General features: G+C 74.1%; 16 protein-coding genes. 1 reads left to right on the forward strand and 15 read right to left on the reverse strand.

Annotated elements, in window-relative coordinates; translation table 11 throughout:
* Positions 1-182: 182 nt before the first annotated feature.
* The 4 genes from OO57_RS33710 to OO57_RS33735 form a co-directional block, all read right to left on the reverse strand.
* Positions 183-911 carry a hypothetical protein gene (locus OO57_RS33710; protein WP_051778596.1) on the reverse strand — a complete coding sequence of 243 codons (729 nt, stop codon included), beginning with the start codon at positions 909-911 and terminating at the stop codon, positions 183-185.
* Between the two features lie 377 nt (positions 912-1,288).
* On the reverse strand, positions 1,289-1,546 hold the full coding sequence (locus OO57_RS33720) for a hypothetical protein (RefSeq protein ID WP_033256581.1): 258 nt from the start codon (positions 1,544-1,546) through the stop codon (positions 1,289-1,291).
* A gap of 494 nt (positions 1,547-2,040) precedes the next feature.
* A complete protein-coding gene (gene gdhA / locus OO57_RS33730) occupies positions 2,041-3,420 on the reverse strand; it encodes an NADP-specific glutamate dehydrogenase (protein ID WP_033256583.1) in 1,380 nt (459 codons plus the stop codon).
* Between the two features lie 377 nt (positions 3,421-3,797).
* Entirely contained in the window at positions 3,798-5,504 is a 1,707-nt protein-coding gene (locus tag OO57_RS33735; protein WP_234337620.1) for a glycoside hydrolase family 13 protein, read from the reverse strand.
* A gap of 305 nt (positions 5,505-5,809) precedes the next feature.
* Here OO57_RS33735 and OO57_RS33740 point away from each other — a divergent pair, with 305 nt between their 5' ends.
* Positions 5,810-6,313, forward strand: coding sequence for a PadR family transcriptional regulator (locus OO57_RS33740; protein WP_033256584.1), 504 nt, complete (start codon positions 5,810-5,812; stop codon positions 6,311-6,313).
* On the opposite strand, the gene OO57_RS33745 is transcribed toward OO57_RS33740, so the two are convergent.
* From OO57_RS33745 to OO57_RS33795, 11 genes are all read right to left on the reverse strand, one after another.
* Positions 6,306-6,545 carry a hypothetical protein gene (locus tag OO57_RS33745; protein WP_033256585.1) on the reverse strand — a complete coding sequence of 80 codons (240 nt, stop codon included), beginning with the start codon at positions 6,543-6,545 and terminating at the stop codon, positions 6,306-6,308. The two genes, OO57_RS33740 and OO57_RS33745, sit on opposite strands and share 8 nt — an antisense overlap.
* Positions 6,542-7,162, reverse strand: coding sequence for a hypothetical protein (locus tag OO57_RS33750; RefSeq protein ID WP_234337621.1), 621 nt, complete (start codon positions 7,160-7,162; stop codon positions 6,542-6,544). Before OO57_RS33750 ends, OO57_RS33745 begins: the two co-directional genes overlap by 4 nt.
* Before the next feature lie 53 nt (positions 7,163-7,215).
* Positions 7,216-9,474: a hypothetical protein gene (locus OO57_RS33755; RefSeq protein WP_234337622.1), complete on the reverse strand. Its 2,259-nt coding sequence runs from the start codon at positions 9,472-9,474 to the stop codon at positions 7,216-7,218.
* A gap of 53 nt (positions 9,475-9,527) precedes the next feature.
* Entirely contained in the window at positions 9,528-10,352 is an 825-nt protein-coding gene (locus OO57_RS33760) for a hypothetical protein (protein ID WP_033256586.1), read from the reverse strand.
* A gap of 105 nt (positions 10,353-10,457) precedes the next feature.
* A complete protein-coding gene (locus OO57_RS33765; protein WP_081974152.1) occupies positions 10,458-11,126 on the reverse strand; it encodes a Crp/Fnr family transcriptional regulator in 669 nt (222 codons plus the stop codon).
* A gap of 28 nt (positions 11,127-11,154) precedes the next feature.
* Positions 11,155-11,673 (reverse strand): Pycsar system effector family protein, encoded by a 519-nt coding sequence (locus OO57_RS33770; RefSeq protein WP_033256587.1) that lies wholly within the window; start codon positions 11,671-11,673, stop codon positions 11,155-11,157.
* A gap of 189 nt (positions 11,674-11,862) precedes the next feature.
* Positions 11,863-12,612 carry a TetR/AcrR family transcriptional regulator gene (locus OO57_RS33775; protein WP_033256588.1) on the reverse strand — a complete coding sequence of 250 codons (750 nt, stop codon included), beginning with the start codon at positions 12,610-12,612 and terminating at the stop codon, positions 11,863-11,865.
* 61 nt (positions 12,613-12,673) lie between these two features.
* A complete protein-coding gene (locus tag OO57_RS33780) occupies positions 12,674-14,215 on the reverse strand; it encodes an MFS transporter (RefSeq protein WP_051778599.1) in 1,542 nt (513 codons plus the stop codon).
* 156 nt (positions 14,216-14,371) lie between these two features.
* Positions 14,372-15,145, reverse strand: coding sequence for an SDR family NAD(P)-dependent oxidoreductase (locus tag OO57_RS33785; protein ID WP_033256589.1), 774 nt, complete (start codon positions 15,143-15,145; stop codon positions 14,372-14,374).
* A 68-nt stretch (positions 15,146-15,213) separates the two neighbouring features.
* A complete protein-coding gene (locus tag OO57_RS40045) occupies positions 15,214-20,982 on the reverse strand; it encodes an SDR family oxidoreductase (protein WP_081974153.1) in 5,769 nt (1,922 codons plus the stop codon).
* Positions 20,979-21,209: an acyl carrier protein gene (locus tag OO57_RS33795; RefSeq protein ID WP_033256590.1), complete on the reverse strand. Its 231-nt coding sequence runs from the start codon at positions 21,207-21,209 to the stop codon at positions 20,979-20,981. The genes OO57_RS40045 and OO57_RS33795 overlap by 4 nt, the downstream gene beginning before the upstream one ends.
* Between the last annotated feature and the right edge of the window lie 91 nt (positions 21,210-21,300).

Consider the following 21,300-nt stretch of genomic DNA (forward strand, 5'->3'; position numbering starts at 1 on the left):
AGGCAAATGCACGGCCGAGCCAGGTTCCCTCTGCTCCGCCACCGCATCCTCCTCCAGTGACCACCACAGAGCGCTACCACCGATTACGGGACAGAGCCACCTGGCCAGTGTCGGCCGCGACGGGCGGCGGCGGCCGGTGCGACCCGCCGTCCCGGGCGGGGGTGGGTGGAGGGCGGGGTGGGTCAGCCGGAGAGCAGGCCGGTGAAGAGCGAGCCGGCCACCAGTAGGAAGCTCGTGGTGCCGAGGGCGGCCAGGGTGAGGAAGGTGGAGCGGCGGGTGAAGAACGCGGCGCGGCCGGGGGCGTGACGGAGGGTCAGCAGGCGGCCGGTGCGGTAGCCGCCGACGGTCAGGATGGCCAGTGCGATGCCGCCGGAGAACGTTCCGGCGCCGAGCCAGGCCTTCAGGTCGGGCCAGCAGGTGCCGCCGTCCTCGCAGCGCACCGCCACCGCCTCGCCCGGGCTCCGGTACCCGACGCCCCGCAGCCGCCACTGCTCCGCCGCGGCACCGGTCGGGCCGTCGGTCGGGCCGCCGGTCGGGGCGGCTGCGCTCCGGCCGTAGCAGTCGATCTGCTCGTGCGGCACCCGCCCCTTCACGGTGTACGCCGTGCAGGAGGAGACGGTCACCCGTACCTCCGGGCGGCGGCCCGCCTCGGCCAGGTCGGCGAACGCGAACGCCGAGTAGCAGGCCCCGGCGAGGCCCGCGGCCACCGTGGCCAGGGCGAGACCGATGGCGAGCAGCGTCGGTTCGGGGACGTCCCGGGTCAGGCGCCGGGCCCACCACCAGTGCGCCTGCGGCGGCCCGGACGGTCCGGACGGTTCGGACGGCCCGGACGGCGGGCGGGGCGCAGGTGGCGCGGGCGGTTCCGGGGCGGTGCCCGTCCCGGCCCGTTCCGGGTGGTGGCGTCCGGGCATCGCGTCCCTCACTCTCCTCGCGGCGGTGGTGCGCGGGGCTTCTGCCGGGCCGCGCCCCGGTGGGTGGTGCGGCGTCAGGTCAGCACGTGCGGCAGGGGTCCGGTGACGAGGGCGGTGCCCGTCCGGCGGTCGGGCGGCGCGCCGTCGTGCGCCCGCGGCCCGGTGGTGGCGCCGGTCCCCCGGGAGCGGTCGGCCCGGGGCCCGCCAGTGGTGCGGCAGCCGACGCCGCGCGGCGTCCCGCTCCTCCCGGACCTCCCGGACATGGCGATCCCGCCCTTCCCCGTGCGCATCCGCCGGTCACGGCGTGACGGCACAACCTACCGCCCCCGGGACCTGCGGGAACAGCCGGGGGCGGGCACGGCGGAGCGGACGGGGCGTCAGGCGAACAGGTGGGCGGCCTCGGTGCCGGCCAGCAGTACGGCGAGGCCCCCGCAGGAGGCCCACGTCCAGTGGCGGAAGCGGGTGCGGGACAGCCGGGGCAGCCGGGACAGCCGGGGCAGCCGGGCCGGGGGGAGTTCGCGGGAGAGGGAGGTCAGTCCCAGGGCGAGGAGCAGCGCGCCGAACGCGGTGCGGCCGAACGGCTCCAGGTACCAGCGTCCGGCCAGGGGGACGCGCAGCGACCGTCCGGATCGCACTGGACGGGGAGCACGGTGCCCGAGGGGCGGGCCTCCGGCAGGTCGCGCAGCGTCCAGTCCCCGGCGGTGACGCCGCTGTCACCGGGGCCGCCGCGGCCGAGGCACACGACGGTGCTCTCCCCGGAGGCCGTCACGGTGACGCAGTAGTCGGCCGTCATCCGCAGCACCGGCCGCCGGTGGACCTCCCGCAGTTCCACCGCGTTCGGCACGCCGCTGACCAGCAGCACGGCGCCGCCGGCCGTCAGCACCGCCGTGCGCAGGAGCCGGTGCTTCTGCCACGCGCTCTGCTGCGGAGCCCCGAGCGGGCCCGCCGGGGCGAACTGCCCACCTGTCACGACCGTCCTCCACCGCTCCCCGCCGCTCCCCGCCGCTCCCCGCCGCGCGTCCGTCCGCGGCGCCGGGGATCAAGGCACTGCCCCCGGACGTGGGCGAACAGCCCTTTTCGCGCGAAGGGCCCGAACCGCGGTGCGGTCCGGGCCCGGTGGGGTGGATCGTCAGATCAGGCCCTGGGCGAGCATCGCGTCGGCGACCAGTTCGAAGCCGGCGATGTTCGCGCCGACCACGTAGTTGCCGGGGCTGCCGTACTTCTCCGCGGTGGTGTAGCAGGAGTCGTGGATGTGCTTCATGATCTCGCCGAGGCGGGCCTCGGTGTGCTCGAAGGTCCACGAGTCGCGCGAGGCGTTCTGCTGCATCTCCAGCGCCGAGGTGGCGACGCCGCCCGCGTTGGCGGCCTTGCCGGGGGCGAAGGCGACGCCCGCCTCCTGGAGGACCCGGACGGCCTCGGGGGTGGTGGGCATGTTGGCGCCCTCGGCGACGGCCTTGACGCCGCCCCGGACCAGCGCGAGGGCGTCCGCCTCGTGCAGCTCGTTCTGGGTGGCGCAGGGCAGCGCCACGTCGCAGGGGACGTTCCACACGCCGGTGCCGGCCACGTACTTCACGTGCGAGCCGCGCGCCTCGGCGTAGTCGGAGACGCGGCCGCGGCGGGTCTCCTTGATCTCCTTGAGCAGGGCCAGGTCGATGCCCTTCTCGTCCACCACGTAGCCGGTCGAGTCGGAGCAGGTGAGCACGGTCGCGCCGAGCTGCTGGGCCTTCTCGATCGCGTAGATGGCCACGTTGCCGGAGCCGGAGACGACCACGCGCTGGCCGGCCAGGCTCTCGCCGCGGGTGTGCAGCATCTCCTCGGTGAACATCACGCAGCCGTAGCCGGTGGCCTCGGTGCGGGCCTGCGCGCCGCCCCAGCCCAGGCCCTTGCCGGTGAGCACGCCCGACTCGTAGCGGTTGGTGATCCGCTTGTACTGGCCGAACAGGTAGCCGATCTCGCGGCCGCCGACGCCGATGTCACCGGCGGGGACGTCGGTGTACTCGCCGAGGTGGCGGTGCAGTTCGGTCATGAAGGACTGGCAGAAGCGCATGATCTCGGCGTCCGAGCGGCCCTTGGGGTCGAAGTCGGAGCCGCCCTTGCCGCCGCCGATCGGCATGCCGGTCAGGGCGTTCTTGAAGATCTGCTCGAAGCCCAGGAACTTGACGATGCCCAGGTTGACCGAGGGGTGGAAGCGCAGGCCGCCCTTGTAGGGGCCGAGGGCGCTGGAGAACTCCACCCGGAAGCCACGGTTGACGTGGATGCCGCCCTTGTCGTCGGACCACGGCACCCGGAAGATCAGCTGTCGCTCGGGCTCGCAGACGCGCTCGACGATCCGGGCGTCGACGAGCTCGGGGCGCTGCTGCAGCACCGGGCCGAGGGTTTCGAGGACCTCGCGGACCGCCTGGTGGAACTCGTTCTCGCCCTGGTTGCGGCGCAGGACTTCCTGGTACAGCGGCTCGATCAGGCGGGCGCCGGCGTCGGTGGACGCGGCAGGGCTGGGGGTGGCCGGCATTCAGGCACAACCTTCCGTGAGCGGATGGTGCACGAGGGCGCTCCCGTCCCGGGGAGCGTCCTTGGTCCTCCTCGCCGTTGAGGACCGTCGGCGGCGCGCCTGACACGCGTCGGTCGACGGGGTGGGACCGATGGTCTGCACCATTGTCCCAGGGCTGACCTGCGGACATCGACCGTATGTCCACGATGTGAACGCCCGAATGGGTTATTTCGGTCACGCGACAGGTAAAGAACTGACCATCGGCAGCCCAATTCCGGGCCTTGCGATCCAAACTCGGCGAACGGTGTGAGTTCGCTGCGAATTTCGGGCGTGTCCTGGGAACGGGGCCGCCCCCGGCGGTCGATCGGACGCCGGGGGCGGGGCGGGGCGGGGCGGGGTCAGAGCCGCGGCTGGATCCACCAGGCGGTGGTGGCGGGCGGCAGCACCCCGGCCGGGCAGGGGCCCGAGGACAGCAGCGGCTGGCCGGTCACCGGCGCCGGGGCCGGGACGGTGCCGAAGTTGGTGGCCACCAGCAGGCCGTCGCCCCGGGCGAAGGCCAGCACGTTCGGCGGGGTCTCGATCCAGCGCAGCGTCCCCTCGCCCAGCTGCGGCAGCAGGCGGCGCAGGTGCAGCGCCTCCCGGTACAGGTGGTACGGCGAGGTGTGGTCGGCCAGCGCCCGCTCCGCGGTGTGCCGGGCGAACGAGGCGGGCTGCGGCAGCCAGGTCGGCGCCGAACCCTCCGGGCCGAACCCGTACGGCGCCTCCGTCCCGGCCCACGGCAGCGGGACGCGGCAGCCGTCCCGGATGCCCTTGCGGTTGCCGGTGCGGTGGAAGATCGGGTCGGTGATCACCTCGTCCGGCAGGTCGTCGACCTCCGGCAGGCCCAGCTCCTCGCCCTGGTACAGGTACGCCGCGCCCGGCAGCGACAGCATCAGCAGCGCGGCCGCCCGGGCCCGCTCCGGGCTGCCGAAGCGGGTCGTGGTGCGGACCTGGTCGTGGTTGTTCAGCACCCAGGTCACCGTCGAGCCGGTCGCGGTGATGTCCCGCACCGCGGCGTCGATCACCTGGTGGAAGTGCTCGGCGTCCCACGGGGCGTGCAGCAGGTGGAAGAAGAACGCCTGGTGCAGCTCGTCCCCGCGCACGTACTTGGCCTGCTCGGCCGGGGTCGGCACCGAGGCCTCGCCGACCAGCAGCCGCTGGCGGCCGTCCAGCGCCGTGTACTCCTCGCAGATCGCCCGCCAGGAGCGCCACACCTCGTGCACCTCCGGCTGGTTCCAGGCCAGCGGGTTGACCGAGTCGCGGGTGCGCTCGTCCGCCTCCGGGTCCGGGGAGTCGGGCAGCTCGGGGTGCTTGAACAGGCCCGCCGCGACGTCGATCCGGAAGCCGTCCACGCCCCGGTCCAGCCAGAACCGCAGCACCTTCTCGAACTCGACCGGCACCTCGGGGTTGCGCCAGTTCAGGTCCGGCTGCTCCGGGGTGAACATGTGCAGGTACCACTGGCCCGGGGTGCCGTCCGGCTCGGTGATCCGGGACCACGCCGGGCCGCCGAACATCGCCCGCCAGTTGTTCGGCGGCAGCTCGCCGTCCGCGCCCCGGCCGTCCGCGAAGTGGAACCGGGCCCGGGAGGTCGAGCCCGGGGCGGCGGCCAGCGCCTCCAGGAACCACGGGTGCTCGGCCGAGCAGTGGTTCGGCACGGTGTCCAGCACCAGGCGCAGGCCCAGCTTCCGGCAGTCCTCGACCAGCAGGTCGAAGTCCTCCAGGGTGCCGAACATCGGGTCCACGCCCTTGTAGTCCGCCACGTCGTAGCCGTGGTCGTGCTGCGGCGACGGGTAGAACGGGTTCAGCCAGACCCCGTCCACGCCCAGCCGCTTCAGGTACGGCAGCCGGGCCCGCACGCCCGGCAGGTCGCCGATGCCGTCGCCGTCGGAGTCCTGGAAGCTGCGCACGTACACCTGGTAGATCACCGCGTCGCGCCACCACGGCACGTCGGGGGCGGCCGGGGCCGGCCGTTCCTCCGGGAGCGGTGCGTCCACGGTGAGGACGGCCGAGGCCGGGAGGCCCTCCGCGGGGCGCGGCGGGTCGGCGGGGACGACGGACGTGATCATGCGTCACCTTCACGGGAGCGCGCGAGGGAGGTCGCGCTGACAGGCACAGGTCCGCAGGGCCTGACGTCGTGTCAGTTCCTCGGAGATACCTAGATGTTAGGTATAGGCCAAAGGGCATGTCCAGGAGACAGGAGGTGAAGATGTCACCTACTGCACCTTCGAGTGCCACCAGTTGGGGCGAATCAGGGCGAATAAGGGGGCGCACAACGGGGTAGGGCAAAGCCAAGGAGAGCCGCCCGGCGTACGACCGACGAAGTTCGGCCGCACGGCGCACTCCCCCACTCACCTCGAAGGGAGGCAACCGAGTGCGGCTTCCGCTCCTCGCGCTGCTTGCCACGGGCCCCGCGCACGGCTACCAGCTCCGGCGCGCCCTGGAGTCCACGTTCGGCCCGGCCTACTCGCGCACCAACGACGGGCAGGTGTACGTCACGCTCGGCCGACTGGAGAAGTCCGGCCTGATCGAGGGGCAGGACGTCGCCCAGGACGGCCGCCCCTCCAAACGCGTCTTCGCCCTCACCGAGGCCGGGCGGCGCGCGCTCGCCGACTGGTTCGCCCGGCCCTCCGACGGCGGCAAGGTCCGCGAGGAGTTCTTCCTCAAGCTCGTCCTCGCCCCGCGCACCCGCCTCGCCGACCCGCGCGCCCTGATCGACCTCCAGCGCTCCCACTGCCTCTCCACCATCCGCGGCCTGCACGCCACCGCCGACCAGGCCCCCGACCACGGCGTCTCCCGCCTCCTGATCGAGGGCGAGGTCCTCCACCTGCAGGCCGAACTCGACTGGCTGGAGCGCTGCCAGCAGGAGTTCACCTGAGGCGATCGGCGCTCCCGGAGGACGGCCGATCGTGCTGGGCGTCGGACCGACGGGCCTCCGCGTCCTGCTCGCAACGCCGGAGGAGGAACTCGAACTCATCCGGTGCACGGTGCATCCGGGCCTGCCGCCAGGCACTGTCGAAGTCGAACGGGTCGCGGCTGAGCCGCCGGATGCGCAGTGCCCGCAGACTCGTCAGCGGTGCGAGCAGGAACCGCCACAGGGCCGCCTTCATCCGACCCGTCCGTCCGGAGACGCTCGCCCCGGAGGTGCCGTGGCCGCCCGCAACGCCTCCGCGGAGAGCTGGAGCAACGCCTCCATCGCCTTGTGCCGGATCTCCACGTCCCCGAACCCGGCTCCGAGGGACTCCCACACCTCCAGGAGCGGTTGCCACCACGCACCGCAGGACTTGATGGAGCGGGAGAGCCGCTGCAGTTCGGCGAGCACTTCCTCTTCCGGCAGCTCGGAAGTGCGCTCCAGGTGGTCGAGCACCAGAAGGTCCGGGCGTTCGTAGAGGGCCGTCTTGAGGAACTCCAGGCGCCGGATCCGCGCAACGTCGGCTCGCCGCGCGGCCAGGACCTCCTGGGAGGAGGGGGACAGGCGGAGGGAGAACTTCACCGAGAGCAACCGGTAATGAGGAGCGCGCCGGCTTCCGGGAACACCGAGTGCGGCGTTCAGGGTGTCCTCGGCTCCGAGCAGGTCGTCCGGTGGCAGTTCTGCCGTGACAGCGGAGGCTGCGGAGCGGAGGTCGCTGCGGACCTGTTCCGGCAGATTGACCCGGTGCCGCGCGACGGGCCGCCAGAGCGCGGTGAAGGAGGCCACGAAGGGCACGTCCGGCTCGGCGCTGGGCAACTGGCAGGGGCGAGGGCAGTCGGTGGAGCGTGCACCCCGTTGCCACGGCCACCTCATCGAGCAGCATCCTCGAGGGGGAAGACGGACCGGATCGGGGAAGCGACCAGGTGCTCGTAGAAGTCCTCGGCGATGTTGACGCCCTGCGCGGTGGCGGAACCCGCGAGCGCCTTCATCAGGTTCATCCCGGCCTGGAGCATCCGGTGGCCGCGCAGCGGAACGAGCAACTGGTCGCGGAGCTGCTCGTAGTTCTCGCGTTCGTCTGCGCTGGCGTGGATCCAGTCGGTGATCCGGGGGATGACCCGGACCCCCGTTTCGGAGCCGCTCAGCAGATGGGCCAGGGCCTGCTGCGCGTCGATCTCCGCCGCCTCCTGCGACAGCAGCCACGGCAGCCCCTGGCTGTGCACCGACATCAGGGCGAGGAAGGCCAGGCCTCCGCTCTCGGGCGTGGCCTTGCCCGACTGCCAGGCCCGGACTTCGGCGAGCAGCCGGCTCCGGCCCGCGGGCTGACCGGCGAGTTCGTCGAAGGCCGCGAGCACGTTCTCCCGGACGACCGGATCGGAGGTGGTGCGGGCCACCCGCCTCAACCGGACCACGGCCATCTTTGCCGCAGCGGAACCGACCTCGGAATCGGCCAGTACGAGTCGGCAGGTGGAGACCACGGTGGGCGCGTTGCCCACCTGCCCGGCCCAGTGGTAGAGAACGCTCCAGACGAGCCGCCCGACGTGCTCGTCGAGCACCGCGGTCCGGAGGACGGCGCCCAGCAGATCCGGGGCGACCAGCTTGGACAGTTCGTTGAGGTGGTCACCGGTGCCGTGGCGCAGTGCCAGGGACGCGAGCGCCCGGAGCGCCGGGTCCGCCGGGTCGGGCTGGCCGGCGAGGGAAGCCAGCCAACTGAGCAGCGGGGTGCGCATCGTCTCGTAGTTGTCCCAGACGTACTCGAGCACGGCCTGTCCGTACGCGGGCCGGTCGAAGAGCACCTTGTCGTGCCCGTCGACCGTGGCGCCGACGTCCTGGATCCGTCGCCGCAGGCCACGCCCGGCGAAGGCGCTCTGGGCGGTGCTTGCTGCCGTGCCGTCGTTCGAGAGTTCCACCGCCTCCTGCAACTTCCTCGCCCCGGCGGACACCAGGGAGACCGGTGCGGACTGTCGCACGGCCAGGCTGAGCAGCAGGTACCGGTCCTCGACCGCCAACGACGGGTCGGCCTTGTCGCCGACGGCGGTACGGTCCCCGAAGAGCTCGTCCAACTCCCCGCGCCAGTCCGACAGCGCTCCGAGGGCGCGGTCCTCGAACGTCTTCGGAGCGCTGCGGTCCGTCTTGTTCTGGAGCAGGAGGGGGAGCTGCGCCTCCTGCCAGGCCGCAACGATCCGATGGGCCGCCCGGACCGCTGCCACCGCGTTGAGCCCGTGCAGTCTGGACTGGGCCTGGTCCAGCTTCCGGATCCGCTCGGCCGGTTCGTGGTGTCCCTCGGCCACGAGATGGGCGTCCACCACCATTTCGGCGGCGGGGGACTCGGTCAGGCGGAGCACCTGCAGGCCGGCCCGGGAGGCGGGGGCGAGGGCGTCCCAGACTTCCTGGGCCACCGTCAGCACCAGGTGGGAACCGCACTTGGCGAGGTCATCGGCGTGCTTCACCAGCGTGTTGAGGAACTCGGCCGAGACCCGGTCGGTTCTCGGGTCCTTGAGGTCGAGTTGGAAGGCATGCCGCCGTTCCAGGGGGAACTTGCTGCGGAGCGGCTTGCTCCAGTCCGCCTGGAGCTTGACCAGGGTGGTGTCCGGCGAGGTGCCCTCCGCCAGCAGTCGCAGGGCGAAGGTGGTGGAGCCGATCGAACGGGGTGCGAGGACGATCAGTACGGGAACCCGCAACCGCTTGGTGACCGGGTCGAGCGCTTCCCTCCACGCGCCCACCCACGCATCGCGGACGAAGGGCTGTTCCAGCAGCGCCGCGCGGTTCACCTCCTCGCCCTCGAGGAGGTCCCGCTTGCGGGTTTCGATGATCAACTGCTCGATGACGCCGGCGGCGACGTCCACCGGCCCGTGGAAGTGGTTCGTGGGCACGGTGCCGCTGAGGACGCCCGGAGCCACCTCCTGGACCGCGGGCAGGGCCGGAACCGTTTCGGCCGGAGGCGCCTCGAGCAGCGGCATCGGGGCGGGGGGCGATCCCGGAGCGGCCTCCAACGAGGCGGCGGGTCGTTCCGGCCGCTGGTGCTGTGCGGCGTTCACCCAGGGCGGTAGCCGGTTCCCGAGGTCGTCGTTCCACTGCCCCTCGTCCTGCGGTCCGTCGGCGGTTCGGGGCGGGTAAGGGAGGTCGGTCACGGATTTCTCCTATGGTGCGGGCGGGACGAGCAGGAGCAACGGGCGATGACGGTTCAGCGCATCCGAAGGGTGTCGATGTGGTCCGCGACCACGGAGTCCCTGAGTTCGCTGTGGAAGGTGAAGGTGGCCCCCGCGCGGGAGGGTCGGTCCGGTACGGCGTGTTCGGGGGCGGAGGGGGGAGCCGGTGCCGGGGAGGCGGGGTCGGCGGGCTCCGGCAGGTACCGGCGGAGGGCGCCGGCGGGCAGGCCGGGCACGAAGAGCCGGCACGACTGCCCGAAGTCGGGCTTGTCGGCCACTCGGGCCTCGGCTGCCAGGAACTGGCGCTCCGTCAGTTCCGGTCGGGTGCGCCCGGCCGGAACTGAGCGCTGGTAGACGGGCTCGGAGAGGACGGCGGCCAGGAACAGGCCGTTGTCGACCGCGGCATCGACGGCGTGCCGAACGACGGCGCTGTCGGCCAGTCGGCAGGCGTCGTTGATTGCGGCACCGCGGTGGTCGGGGACGCTCAAGGGACCGACGTGGACGGCGGCACGGAGGCGGAGCGGCGGAGCGGAGGCCATCCGGACGCCTTCGTAGCGCTGGAGCGCGGCGCTCAAGTTCCCCAGCAGCGGATCGACCAACCGGGCCGCGTGCTCGGGCGGGAGGACCAGGATGGCGCCGTCGCCCGTGTCCTTGTAACCGTCTCCCAAGGAGCGGGGGGCGGGGAGCCCGCTCTGGACGAAGGCGGTCTCCAGGACGCTGTCCAGGTCGGAGCGGACCACCGCCATCTGTACTTCGGGGAGTCGGCTGTAGCCCTTCATGTCGATGACCACGACGGCTCGTTCGGGCGGGACGTCGAGACCCGGCAGGGCGTGGTCCGGGGTCGAGGGGGAAGAGGTCACGGGGCGGCCTTCCGGCAGTCGGGGCGGTGGACGAGGCCCCATGCTGCTCGGCCGGACAGAACGGTGGTGCCCAGTACTGGGCACCACCGCGGTGGTCTGCGTCACTCAGGTGCGCGCGTCGGTCTCGATGGCGGACATGTCCCGGATGACCAGTCCGCCGCCTGCCTCGGTGCCGAGCCATCCGCGCTCACGCCAGGGCTTGAGCGCGCTTCCCACTCCGTTCCGGGAGGCGCCGATCAACTGGGAGAGTTCGGTCTGGGTCAATCGGACCAGTGTCTCCGCGCCGCTCTGTGAAGCCGCCCGGACCAGACGGCCCAAGGCCGCTGCCAGGCGTACCGGTACCGGGGAGGTCGCCATTTCCAGGCGGACCGCCTCCGCTTCCCGGACACGGGCAATGGCGTGCCGGAGCAGTGGGGCCATCAAATCGTGTTCGTTGACGAAATTGATGAAGTCGGGGGCGGGGATGAGGTGGACGCGGCACGGTTCGGCGGCGATCACCGAGGCCGAGCGCGGTTGGTCGTCCAGGACCGCGAGCTCGCCGAGCAGTTCACCGGGGCCGCGGACGGCGAGCAGCGTGCGTTCCCCGCCGCTACCCGTCAAGGTGACCAGGGTCGAGCCTGAACTGAGCAGAATCACTTGAGTTCCCGGGTCGCCCTGGCGGAGCAGCACGGATCTGGCGGGACGGTTGCGTTCCGGCGCGAGATGTCGAAGTTTCGACCAGAGTTGATCGCCGATGAGAGATTCATGGCAAAGATACACATGCCCCCCCTGCATTCCGTCGGACAGCAGCGGGATGATGCTCTCAATTCACGTAGGAGATCAACAGCCCGATTCCGGTCACTGTGCAGGCTGCGACGATCAGGTCCACCGAAGTTCGGACGGCGCGGAACTTCCGATCCGCGAGTCCGGCGAGTCGCCGCAGTCGCCGCGCCTCCAGCACGGCCAGAGCCGATCGGTCCAGTGCGAGGAGGTCGGCGAGCGTGTTCGCCGACCTCCTCGCACTGGACCGGAAGGCTTCCAGTTCGGCCAGTGACCGGTTCCGCGGAAGCGCGGGACGGAGCGCCAGGAGCGCGGCAGCCATGGCGGCCAGCAGGAGCACACAACCGGCCAGTACGACGGCGACCTCCCACGCCGACCCGGCGGACCACACCGGGCCGGCCGTCAGTACCGCAGCCAGCGTGCCACCGGACAGTGCGCAGAGCGCGGCAGCCTTTCCGTCGGCACGCTGGAGCTCCACCAGTACTGCTGCGGACCTGGCCGCGAGGACCGTCTCCGCCGCGACGGACGGCTGGCGGACGGCTCCGTTCTCTGTCTCCGGCACCGGGACCTCCTGAACTGGCCGGGTTGTTCGAATGCCACCACTCTTCCGGAGGCGGGGGCGAGTGGTAGCCCTGCACCGGGCACCGCCGCTGTTCGCCACATCACAGGTTGACGGGTGGGAGAACGGGCTCGGTGGTCGCAGTCGTGCGAGCCTGCCGCGGAGGGACGGGTGCAGGGGCGGGTCGGGCGGTCAGTGGAGGCCGGACTGCATGCCGATCAGGAGCCAGTCGAGGGCGCGGTGGAAGTCGCGTTCGCGGAGCAGGTGGTCGGGCTCGCGGGGGCGTTCGATGAGGACGCCGGAGTCGGCGACGCCCGGGAGGGTGCGGACGGCCTCGGTGATCTCCTCGATCAGGTCGTCGGTGGTGCCGTCGGCCTCGGCGGCCTTCTCGGACCAGTTGACCTCGGTGGCGGTGAAGCCGTAGGTGTACTGGAAGATCGCCGAGAGGGCCGCCATCGCGTCGGCCTCGGAGAGCGGGGAGGAGCGGGCGATCTCCAGGGCGCGGGCGGAGTAGCGCATCGAGTTCGGCCCGATGTTCAGGTAGTCGCCGTGGATCCGGATCGCCCAGGGGTGCGCCAGCATGGCGGCCCGCCAGGTCACGGCCAGGGCCCGCAGGCCGGCCTGCCAGTCGCTGCCGTCGCCGACCTCGGGCCGGGCCATCTCGCCCGCCACCACGTCCAGTGCGAGCTCCAGCAGGTCGTCCTTGTCGGCGACGTACCAGTACAGCGACATCGGCGTGACGTCGAGCCGGGCCGCCAGGCCGCGCATCGAGAACTTCGCCTCGCCCTGCTCGTCCAGCAGGCGGACGGCCGCGGCGACGATCACCTCGCGGTCCAGGCTGCCCGGCCCGCCCTCGCCCGCGCGCGGCGAGCGGCGGCCGCGGACCGGGCCGGGGGTGAGCCACACGCTCTTCTTGACCTGTGAGGCTCGCTTGGTGGCCACGGTGCTCCTTCGCTTCGACGGGTGGCACCACCGTACGGCCTGGGGGCGGAGGGGCGGGCGGTCAGCGGGCGGTGGGGACGGGCTCCGGGGCGTCGCTGCCGGAGGGGGTGGCGGCCGGGCGGTCGGCGCGGTGGAGCAGGGCCGCGGAGAGCAGGCCGCCGAGCAGGACGGCCGTGGCGCCGATCAACTGGCTGGACGTCAGGCCGTGGGCGAAGGCGTCGTGCACCGCCTGCCGGGTGGTGCCGTCCGGGGCGGAGGCCAGCGCCTCCGGCAGCGACTTCGCCGCCGAGGCGGGGACGGCCTCCGGCAGGCCCGCCGCGAAGCGGGAGCCGAGGACCGCGCCGAGGACCGCGACGCCCAGGCCGCCGCCGAACTCCGTGACCGTGCCCTGCACGCCCGCGCCGGCCCCGGCCCGCTCCGGCGGGATCGCGCCCATCACGGCCGCGGCCATCGCCGGGCTCGCCACCGCGATGCCGCAGCCCATCAGCAGCAGGCCCGCCAGCAGCCCCGGGTACCCGTGGCCGGAGCCCATCGCGGCGAGCAGCGCCAGGCCACCGGCCAGCAGCCCCATGCCGATCGCGACGGCGCCCGCGAAGCCGATCCGCGGCAGCAGCCGGGCGCCGACGCCCGTCAGGTTGAGCAGCACGATCACCAGGGCCAGCGGCGACATCCGCAGGCCCGCCTCCAACGGGCGGTACCCGAGCACCAGTTGCAGGTACTGGGTGAGCAGGAACAGCGAGCCCGCCATGCCGAACGCGACCAGGATGCCGCCCGCCACCGCGCCGTTGAAGCGCCGGTTCCGGAAGAAGGCCATGTCCAGCATCGGGGTGGGGGTGCGGGCCTCCCAGGCGACGAAGGCCGCCAGCGCGGCCAGGCCGACCGCCCCCGACAGCAGCACCGGGCCGGAGCCCCAGCCGTGCACCGGGCCGGAGATGATCGCGTACACCAGGCCGACCATGCCGACCGTCGACAGCACCGCACCCGGGACGTCCGGACGGCGGCCCGAAGGGTCCTTGCTCTCGGGGAGCAGGCGGGCGACCGCGACCAGGCCGAGCAGCGCCACCGGGATGTTGACCAGGAAGATCGAACCCCACCAGAAGTGCGCCAGCAGCAGGCCGCCGAGCAGCGGGCCGCCCGCGAAGCCCAGCGAGCTGACGGCCCCCCAGACGCCGATCGCCTTCGGCACCTCGGCGCCCTGGAACACCTGCATTACCACCGCCAGCGTGGTGGTCATCAGCAGCGCGCCGCCGATGCCCATCCCGGCCCGGGCGGCGATCAGCTGGCCGGAGGTCTGGGCCAGGGCCGCCGCCGTCGACCCCGCGCCGAACAGCGCCAGGCCGATCAGCAGTGCGCGCTTGCGCCCGTAGCGGTCGGACAGGCTGCCCGCCGTCAGCAGCAGGCCGGACTGCACCAGCGCGTACGCGTTGATCATCCACTGGATGTCGGCCGTGCCCGCGCCCAAGTCCTCGGTCAGGGAGGGGATGGCCACGTTGAGCACGGTGTTGTCGAGCAGCACCACCAGCGTGGCCAGGCAGACCACCGCCAGGATGACCCACCGCCGCGGGTGCGGGGCGGCGGGCAGGGGGACGGAGGCTTGGGACAAAGGGGACTCCCCGGGCAGGTCGGGACGGCCGGGCGGCCGCTCGTTGTACACCGTAGAGGAGTTCTTCTACGGTGTACAACGGATTTTCCGGGGGCCGACGGTAAGGGGAGTCGACGGCGGGGGCGACGGCGGGGGAGTCGACGGCGGCGCGGTTCCTCAGGGGGTCATGCCGCCGTCGACCGGGAGGCAGGCGCCGGTGATGCCCGCGCCCGCCCGGGAGGCCAGCAGCAGCACCGCCGCGGCCACCTCGTCCGGGCGGGTCAGCCGTCCGGTGGCGGTGCGGTCGGTGAAGTGCTGCACCAGGCCCGGGTAGTCGGTGCCGAGCACCTCCGCCGCGCGCGGCCCCTGCTCGGTGAACCAGTCGGTCTCCACCGGGCCCGGGCAGACGCAGTTGGCGGTGACGCCGTACGCCCCGACCTCCTTGGCCAGCACCCGGGTGAACCCGATCAGCGCGTGCTTGGCGGCCGCGTACGCGCACAGCCCCGGGTCCGGGTCGCGGCCCTCGACCGAGGCGATGTTGACGATCCGCCCGGAGCGCTGCGGCAGCAGGTGGGCCAGGGCGCGGCGGGTGGTGTGCAGGGCGGAGTCCAGGTTGAGCGAGAGGGTCTCGCGCCAGACCTCGTCCGTGATGTCGGCGACGGTCGCGAAGGCGGTGGCGCCGCCGACGTTGTTGACCACCACGTCCAGGTGCCCGTACCGCTCCACCGCCTCGTCCACCGCCCGCTCGGCGTCCGCCCGGACGGTGGCGTCGGCGGCGCGGAAGGCGATGTCCGGGCCGCCGTCCAGCCGGGCCAGGGCGGAGCGGCCGCCCCGCTCGGAGCGGCCGGTCAGCAGCAGGCGGGCGCCGTGGGCGTGCAGGGCGCTGGCGATGGCGAGGCCGATGCCGCGGGTGCCGCCGGTGATCAGGGCGACGTTCCCGGTGAGGTCCATGGGCGGTGCTCCCGTCGTGGGGAAGTGGGGGAAGTGGGGGAAGCGGGGGAGCGTCACTGGAGGGGGCGTCACCGGAAGGGGTGGTGGTGGGAGGGCGGCGGGAGGTGGGCCAGGACGGTGGAGCGCAGGCCGGTGACCTGGGCGAGGACCGCGCCCTCCGCGGTGGTGGCGGTGCTGGTGCCGTTCGCGGCGGAGTGGTGCAGGTGCAGGCCCGCCGGGTGGGCGCGCAGCAGGTCGTGGTCGTCGCCGGGCAGGTCGCGGCCGCCGCTGCCGGGCAGCGGGTGCAGGGTGATCCGTTCGATGTGCTGCGGCACGGCGACGGGGTGCCGGCCGTCCGGGCCGGGGGCGAGGGCGGGGGTGCGGGCGAGGCTGTCCAGCAGGACGGCCGGGGTGCCGAGCCGGGGCAGGACGGCGAGGGCGTCCGGGTCGGGCCGCCAGTGGGCGGTGGTGCCGGTGGCGGTGGCGCGCCAGTCGGCGGTGGCCCGGAAGGCGCCGGTGAGCAGGACGGGGGAGGCCGAGTCGTAGTACGGGTCGCCGACCGGACGGGTGCTGGGCGGACGGGTGCTGGGCGGACGGGTGCCGACCGGACGGGTGCCGGGCGGGGCCGGGGCGTGCGGGACGGGCAGCAGGGGCGGGCCGCCGAGCCGGACGGTGGCGCGGAAGTGCTCCCGGTCGGCGGCCAGCACCCGTCCGTCCGGCGCCAGCACGTCCGAGCGGATGCTCACCCGGACCGCGGAGCTCCCGTGGGTGGGGTGCGCCGGGCGGTGGTGGGCCTCGACCCGGAAGCGGGCGGGGCGGCCGTCGGTGCGGGCCCGGACCCAGGCGCGGAAGGCGAGGGCGTCGACGCTGCGGAAGGCCGCCCCCGGGACGAGGGAGCGGGCGGCCTGGACGGCGAGGTCGGCCAGCACGACGCCCGGCACGGTGGGGCGGCCGTCCACCAGGTGGTGGCGGAGGAAGGGGTGGGCGTCCAGGTCGATCGACAACTCCCATACGGAACGGCCGGGTTGGTGGAGGGCCGGGGGGCCGAGCAGCCCGGGGGAGGCGGTCGGCAGGGCGGGCCGCGGAGCCGGGGGCGGGGTGGGTTCCGGGACGGCGGGGGCTGTGCGCAGGCCCGGGAAGCGGGTGTCGAAGGAGCGGTGCTCGGCCTCGCCGACGAAGGTCACCAACCGGTCGGTCCGGCCCTCCGGGCGGCTGCGGCGGCGCAGTTCGGCCAGGAAGTGGGCGACGCCCTCGGCGGTGCTCATCCGGGACAGCCGAGCCGTGCGGGCCGTGTACGACTGGACGACGGGGCCGGAGCCGAGGCCGGTCTCGTCCCAGATCGTCCAGGCGATGGTGAACTCCCGGTCGTCGGAGGCGGATTGGGCGGCGGCGGAGAGGAAGTCGTTGGCGGGTGAGTAGTCGCTCTCGCCGGGCAGGCCGACCACGCCGGTCACCGAGCCGAAGTTGCACCACAGCCCCGGGGCGAGCGGGCCGTCGAACGCGGCGCGCAGGTGGTGGTAGCCGGACAGCTTGACGTCGCGGATCCGGCGCATGCCCGGCAGCGTCTTGCGCGTGATGTCGCCCGGGTGGTGCAGCCCCGCGCCGTTCACCAGCAGGTCGACCCGTCCCTCCCGGGCCCGGACGGCCTCGGCGACGGCCCGGACGGCGGCCGGGTCGGTCACGTCGCAGGTGTGGAAGTGCACGTGCTCGGCACCGCAGGCCGTGCGCAGCGCGCGCAGCGTCAGCGCGGACTCGCGGGCGTGCAGCAGCCGGTCGAAGTCGGCGCTGATCTCGCCCACCGGTCGCCCCGGGGTCCGGGCGCGCTCGGCGGTGATGTGGCGGGCCCGGGCCGCGGGCAGCTCCGCCTCCGCCGCGTCCAGCAGCCCGTCCGGCACCTCGGCGGGACGACTCGAACCCACCAGGTGCACCCGCAGCGGGAGTTGACCGGCCAGGCCGAGCAGGCAGGCGGCCGTGATGCCGCGCGCGCCGCCGGTGGCGACCACCACCGGGTGCGGGGACAGCGGGGGAGCGGGCGGGGCGGAAACAGGGGCGACGGCGGAGGCGGTCAGGCGTTGGACGAGGCGGGTGCCGCCGCGGTGCCGGGCCACGGGCAACCCGTCGGCTGGGCGGGCGAGTTCGCCCTCCAGGGTGGACAGCACGGCCGCCGGGTCGGTGCGGTCCGAGACCAGCGCGCGGACGGTGCAGTCCGGCAGTTCCCAGGCCAGCGACTTGACGAAGCCGGTGAACAGATTGGCGTGCGGAGCGGCCTCGCCCGCGCGGAACGGGGACGCCACGCCGATCGCCAAGCTGCCCAGCCGGTCGCGCAGTTGGCGCACCGCCCAGAACGCCGCCTCCTGCACGGCCAGCAGCCCGGCCGTCGGCGGCGCGGGCCACGGCGGGGCGGCGTGCAGGTCGGCGACCACCCGCAGGTGCCGGAACCCCTCCGGGTGCTCGGCCAGGACGCGGTCGACGGCCCGCTCCGGGTCCTCGTCCGCCCGGACGGCGAGCAGCCGGACGCCCGGTGCGGCGGCGCGGAGGGCGGCTTCCTGGGCGGGGCCGGTGATCAGCAAGGTCTCGGAGGGGTACTGGAGTTGACGCTGCTCGGGGTCACCGGCGGGCTGCCAGGAGAGGGTGTGCCGCCAGGTGAGGGGGTGCGGGGCGGTGGGTCGGTGGTGGTGGGTGACCAGGTGGCGGACGGCCGTCAGCAGGTCCTCCGCGCCGAGGTAGTTCCAGCGGTCGGGGGTGGGCTCGGAGGCGGGGGTGGGGGTGGGGGCGGGCTCGGGTTCGGGGTGCTCCACTGCGGTGAGGACGGCGTCGAGCGTGTCGAGCACCGGCCACTGCCGGGTGCGGGCGACGGACGCCCGGGTGAGCAGCAGGGCGAACGCGCCCTCCGCCGTGGACCGTTCGGGGTCGCAGACGCCGTTGACGCCCAGCACCAGCGCCAACTCCAGCTCTCCGCGCCGCAGGTGAGCGGCCGCGGCGCGCAGGGCGGTGCGGCCCGAGGTGGGGCCGGTGTCGAGCGTCATGGTCGGCCCGTGCAGGTCGTGCCGGGCGGCGATCCGGGCCGGGATCACGTTCGGCATCAGCCCGGCGAGGGTGTCCTCCCCGGGGTCGGTGCGTTCGCGCACCGCGTCCAGGAAGGCCTCGGTGGCCTTGCGCAGTGCCGCCGGGTCCAGGTCGTCGTCCGGCGGCCGGGGAACGGAGCCGGAGGCGGAGGCCAGCGCGGCCGTCAGCGCGGCGGCGTGGCAGCGGACCGTGATGTCCGGCGACGCCGACGGGACGCCGGTGTGTGCCGCGAACACCCCGCAGTGCTCCCGCAGTTCCGCCCACCAGGGCGGGGCGTCCGGACGGGCCAGGGCCGCCACGGCCTGCAGCGCCATCAGTTGGGCCCGGTCGACGCGCGCGGCCGTCGGGGCGGGCAGGCGCACCTCGTCGAACGGCGGGAGGGGGTAGCGTGGCCCGAAAGACCTTGCAGGGGAAGGATCCTGACGGAGCATCAGTCGCTGCTCGACGTCCGCTGCGCCCGGGAGGTGGGCCGACCAGGCTACCACGACCACCGGGTCGTCCGGGACGGGGGCGGGCAGCGAGGGCGGTGCCGCCCCGCCGGGGCGCGGGGCGTCCTGGATCAGCAAGTGCCCGTTGGTGCCGCCGAATCCGAACGCCGACACCCCGACCGTGCGCGGCCGGTCCGCGGGGCGCGGCCAGGGCACCGGATCGGTCGGCACCCGCAGCGGCGGCGCGCCGTCCGGAGCCCGGTACGGGACCTGCGGCGGGACGGTGGAGTGCGCGAGGCCCTGCAGCGCGTGCACCACCGAGACCGCACCGGCCGCCCAACCGGTGTGCCCGACCACCGACTTGTTCGACGTGCACCACGCCTGCGGCAGTTGCTCGGACAGCACCCCGCGCTCGACCCCGTCGCCGACCGGCGTCCCCGTGGCGTGCGCCACCACCCAGTCGACCCGATCGGCGGCCAGCCCCGACACCGCCCGGGCCCGGGCCAACGCCCGTTGCTGGCCCGATGAGTTGGGCGCGTGCACCGCCCGCCCCCGGCCGTCCGAGGCCGCACCGAACCCGGCCAGGACGCCCAGCACCCGGTCGCCGTCGGCCAGCGCCGCGTCCAGCCGCTTGAGCGCGACGAACGCCGCCCCGTCGGAGAACAGCACCCCGTCCGCGTCCGCGTCGAACGCCCGCACCGCACCGGAACGGCTCAGCCCGCGCAGCCGCGAGAACAGCACGCTGTAGCGCGGCCCGAGCGAGAACGCCCCGCCGCAGAGCGCGAGTTCGCACTCCCCGTCGAGCAGGGCCCGGGTGCCCAGGTCGATCGCGTACAGCGCGGACGAGCACGCCGTGTCGACCACCTGGACGGGTACCGGCCCCGGCAGCAGCGCGGCCACGGCGGCGCGGACGGCGGCGAGCGGGAGGTGCTCGTCCGGCGGGCCCGCGTGCGGGTACGCGGCGCGCAGCCGGTGCCGCAGCCGCGCCCGCAGGATGGCGGGGGAGACGGGATCGGGCCAGTGCGCGGCGAGGCCGGCGACGGCGGCCTCCACCAGGACGCTCTCCTCCACGTGCTGCGAGCCCTCGGCCCAGGCCCCGGCGAAGCAGGCGGTGCGAACTCCCTCGCGGGAAGCGAGAACCGGCGCACCGCACTGGAGCAGCGCGGTGCGCGTCCAGGCGGTGAGGAAGTCCTCGGCGGGGTCGGGTGCCGGACGGAGGTAGCCGGCCACCCGGCTGTAGGTGCGGTCCGCGGCCTCCTCGGGGGACCAGAAGTGCTCCAGCGGGAAGCGCGCCCCGGGCTCGCCGAACTGCGGGACGCCCTGCACCAGCCGCCGCCAGAGTTCCTCCGGGTCACCGACCCCCGGGGCGACCAGGCCCGCACCGACCACCGCGACGGTCCGGGCCGCACCCCGGACCGGGGAGGACGGCGCCAGGAAGGGCACCGGGGCGGTGGGTTCCACGGGCGGCACGGGGGCCGGGGGCGCCAGGGGTGCCGGTGGCGCCAGGGGTGCCGGGGGCTGCGGGGTGAGCATGGCGCGGCCCACCGAGAGGCCGCCGTCGGCGAGCAGGCACTGTCCCGAGATCCAGCGGGACCGCGGCGAGGCCAGGAAGGCCACCAGCCGGGCCAGGTCGTCCTCGTGGCCCACCCCGCCGAGCGGGGCGGCGGCCGCGCAGGTGGCCCGCAGGGCGTCCGCGCCCGGGAAGAGGGCGGCCGTCGGGTTGTCCAGCAGTCCGGCCGAGGCGGTGTTCACCCGGATCCCGGCGGGCCCCAGGTCGGCGGCCAGGTAGCGCGTCAGCGCCTCCAGCGCGGCCTTGCAGACGCCCACCAGCAGGTAGTTGTCCATGGCCAGCCCCGCCCCGATGGAGGACACGTTCACGATCGCCCCGCCGCCCCGGGCGGCCATCAGCGGGGCCGCCGCCAGCGCGCACCAGCGGGCGCCGTGCAGGTTGGTGTCCAGCGCCCGCTGCCACTCGGAGTCGGTGAGGTCGTCGTACCGGGCGAACACGCCCCGCGCCGCGTTGTTGACCAGGACGTCCACGCCGCCGTGCCGTTCGGCCAGCGTCGCGAACATCGCCGCCACCTGCTCGCGCTTGGCGACGCTGCCCCGCAGCGCCTCGGCCCGCCCGCCGGCCGCCCGGATCACGGCGACCGTCTCCTCGGCGGCCTGCGGCGAGTGGAAGTGGTTGACCACCACCAACGCGCCGCGCGCGGCCAGTTCGCGACTGATCGCCGCCCCCACGCCCTTGCCGCCGCCGGTGACCAGGGCGACCTTTCCGGTCAAGTCCCGTTCGGTCCCGCTGTGCGGGCTGCTCGGGTTGCTCGGGCTATGCGGGATGTGCGGGGTGTTCGTTTCGGTGCTCATACCGGTGCTCCCGAGGCGGAGGGCAGGGTGCGCAGCAGCCCCGCGAGCGCGTCCAGGGTGGTGTGGCTGGTCAGGCGGGAGCCCTCGGTCGGCAGGCTCCGGCCGAAGCGGGTGACGGCCTGGGCGAACAGTTCGGTCTGCTTGATCGAGTCGACGCCGAGGTCCGCTTCCAGGTCGGCGTCGCCGGTCAGCACCTCGGGCGGGTAGCCGAGCGCGCTCGCGTACAACTCCCTTAATAAAGCGACGATTTGGCCCTGTTCGGGGAGGGCGTCGACAGCCGGTTCCGACGCCCGTACGGCGGGGGCGGGGGCGGGGGCG

Source organism: Kitasatospora phosalacinea (genome assembly GCF_000717185.1).
GTDB lineage: Bacteria > Actinomycetota > Actinomycetes > Streptomycetales > Streptomycetaceae > Kitasatospora > Kitasatospora phosalacinea_A.